Source organism: Nostoc sp. FACHB-888 (assembly GCF_014696655.1).
Taxonomy (GTDB): domain Bacteria; phylum Cyanobacteriota; class Cyanobacteriia; order Cyanobacteriales; family Nostocaceae; genus Nostoc.
On the sequence record NZ_JACJQM010000377.1, the window covers coordinates 1 to 2,288 of the forward strand.

2 protein-coding genes are annotated in these 2,288 nt (G+C 42.2%); one reads left to right on the plus strand and one right to left on the minus strand.

Annotated features, from left to right (window positions below):
• The first annotated feature begins 267 nt into the window (after positions 1-267).
• A complete protein-coding gene (locus H6G26_RS41035; RefSeq protein WP_190737811.1) occupies positions 268-720 on the plus strand; it encodes a DUF1392 family protein in 453 nt (150 codons plus the stop codon).
• Between the two features lie 177 nt (positions 721-897).
• Here H6G26_RS41035 and H6G26_RS41040 read toward each other — a convergent pair whose 3' ends face one another.
• Positions 898-2,229: a hypothetical protein gene (locus H6G26_RS41040; protein WP_190737812.1), complete on the minus strand. Its 1,332-nt coding sequence runs from the start codon at positions 2,227-2,229 to the stop codon at positions 898-900.
• Between the last annotated feature and the right edge of the window lie 59 nt (positions 2,230-2,288).

Consider the following 2,288-nt stretch of genomic DNA (forward strand, 5'->3'; position numbering starts at 1 on the left):
AGCGCTTCCGGCTATTATGCAATATAGTTTTCTTCTTGCCCCTCTCCTATCATCCCTTTCAGCTTTTAGGATGTACCTCATAGCTGCCGGAAGTGCTGTATACACAACCAGTACAGAAATTAGATAGTTTGGTCAAATGTTCAGGAATTTCGCCTTTGAAACCTGTATTGATTAAGAATTGACATAGCGAGTGAAGTGTTGAAATTATGTTCCGGATCAGACTGATGCTTGGAAGTGAATATATAAAGAAGAGGATTACATTCCCAGATGATTAACCAAATTACCGCCTTAGAATCCTGTTGGCATATTTCTCCTGGATGGGATAAGGATATGCCTCGACTAGCAGTGGAAATGTTAGAAAAAGTTTTGTTGCCGAGCTCAAACTTGTCAGGTTATTGCCGTGGTGTTGAGTGGTCAGGACAAGAATGGATTTATGCAATTGTTTGCCAGAGTGAAACTCTCTACTTACCTGAGCAAAAATTTCATCCAACAAATGTACTAAAAAAGTCCACTGTTTCCACTCCAGCTTTTAAATTGGGTGACATAGTTGAGGTTGATTTCGGTGAACAGCCAACACGTCGTATTATTCAAGGGATTTTTAGTCTCAAAAATAATTGGCTTTATGGGGTAGAGTGGCGCTCCCCAACTTTAGAAGAAGTGTCTACCCAGAGCAGAACAATATGGCTTGCTGATGTTGATTTAGTCAATGTTAGTGTATGACCAGTTGCCACTAAAGAGCAGCACTAAGTTAACTAACAACTTGGGTTATTAATCTAAATTACTGGTTTTATTAACTACTTTTAATTATTTATCTAGGCATCATAAAAAATAGAAAGCTTTGAGTAGTGCAAGTTTAGAACTTGACAAAGAAATTTAAGTTGTATTTGAGATAATGTTTTAGACAGTTAGGAAATAGCTGGCACTAAGGGTGAGGTTGCTAGAACCTTGAATGATCGCAATTAGTTCAGGACTAGTTTCATTCAGGAATAAGGCTGTACCTGTAGCCAAACCAGTTGGCGCTGCTCCCAAGCTATAGCTCGAGTTGGAGCCAGACAATTGCAGCGTATCTTCGGTGGCATTGAAATCAGCAATTAGAGCGTAGTCGCCCAGTCCCAAAGTACTAGTATTACTATCGCTATAGAAGACACCGACAGTAATACCTAGCACAAACTGATCACTCCCAGCGCCGCCAGTCAAAAGGTCAACTTCAGCAATACCTCTTGTTGCTGTATCTGTTCCTGTAAGTATGTCGCTACCTTCATCTCCAAACAGGCGATCGCTTCCAGTGCCGCCGAAAGCAGAATCATTTCCACGTCCACCATAGAGAAGATCATTACCATCGTCCCCAAACACGGAATCGTCACCATCGCCACCTGTAATGTAGTCAATTCCTGCATTACCACGGATAGCATCATTGGCTGCACCACCCGCTTGTGTATCATTGTTAGCAGTACCCAGAAGATTTAGAGCAACAATAGCCAAATTATTTTTTGTGCTGGCATCGTTGTGCCCAGTAAATTCAGCATTGACTACTGTATTCAAGTTCAGGAGAATACCGTTGGACTGGGTAAAGCTATTGCCTTGGAGTAATTCTGTATAGAGAGTATTGGCATAACCGTGATTACCAGCAAAATTCCACTGTTCAGGTTGGAATAAGTCATTCCAGTTGGCATATACATCCAGGGTAGCCAATCGCTCATCATAGCCTAAAGCTTCACTAGTATGAATAGATACAACACGATTAGCGTCGCTTGCATCTAAGTGATCGCTTGCGGCTTTGTCTTCAAACTCAGGCCCTGCGGGGTCGAGTCCTACTATTTGAGCAAGAGAACGCCCTGTAGATTCACGGTAGGTTGAACCAGTGAATCCAGCAATGTGCGCTCCCAGACTATGCCCGATCAGGTTGGTGTAAGTCGGATCTACGCCATTATTTATTAAGTAGGTAGCCAGCTGATTTCCAACATCGCGTGTTCGGGTGGCGGAAGTGGGATACCACAACGAACTAGCTCCTTCCTCCCAATCTAGGAGAATGATATTAGCATTAGACTCACGCTCTCGGATGGTTTGGGCTATGTTTTCCATCCAATCAGCAGCTTTGTAGTTATTACCTGCATTGCCACCAGTGCTTTGATAACCGTGAATAACGACATAAGTCGGTGCATCAGAACTAATATGCTCAGAACGGTTGATAGAACCGTTACCCCAAACATTAAAGTTGACTTCAACCATCTGAAAAATTCGGTAGTGGAAAATTTTTATTTCTTGAGGCGAAAATTAATGTATTATCC

What these genes read in the sequence shown, in the direction of transcription:
- H6G26_RS41035 (WP_190737811.1), top strand. Translation starts at nt 268, where the DNA reads ATGATTAACCAAATTACCGCCTTAGAATCCTGTTGGCATATTTCTCCT.
- H6G26_RS41040 (WP_190737812.1), bottom strand. Translation starts at nt 2,229, where the DNA reads ATGGTTGAAGTCAACTTTAATGTTTGGGGTAACGGTTCTATCAACCGT.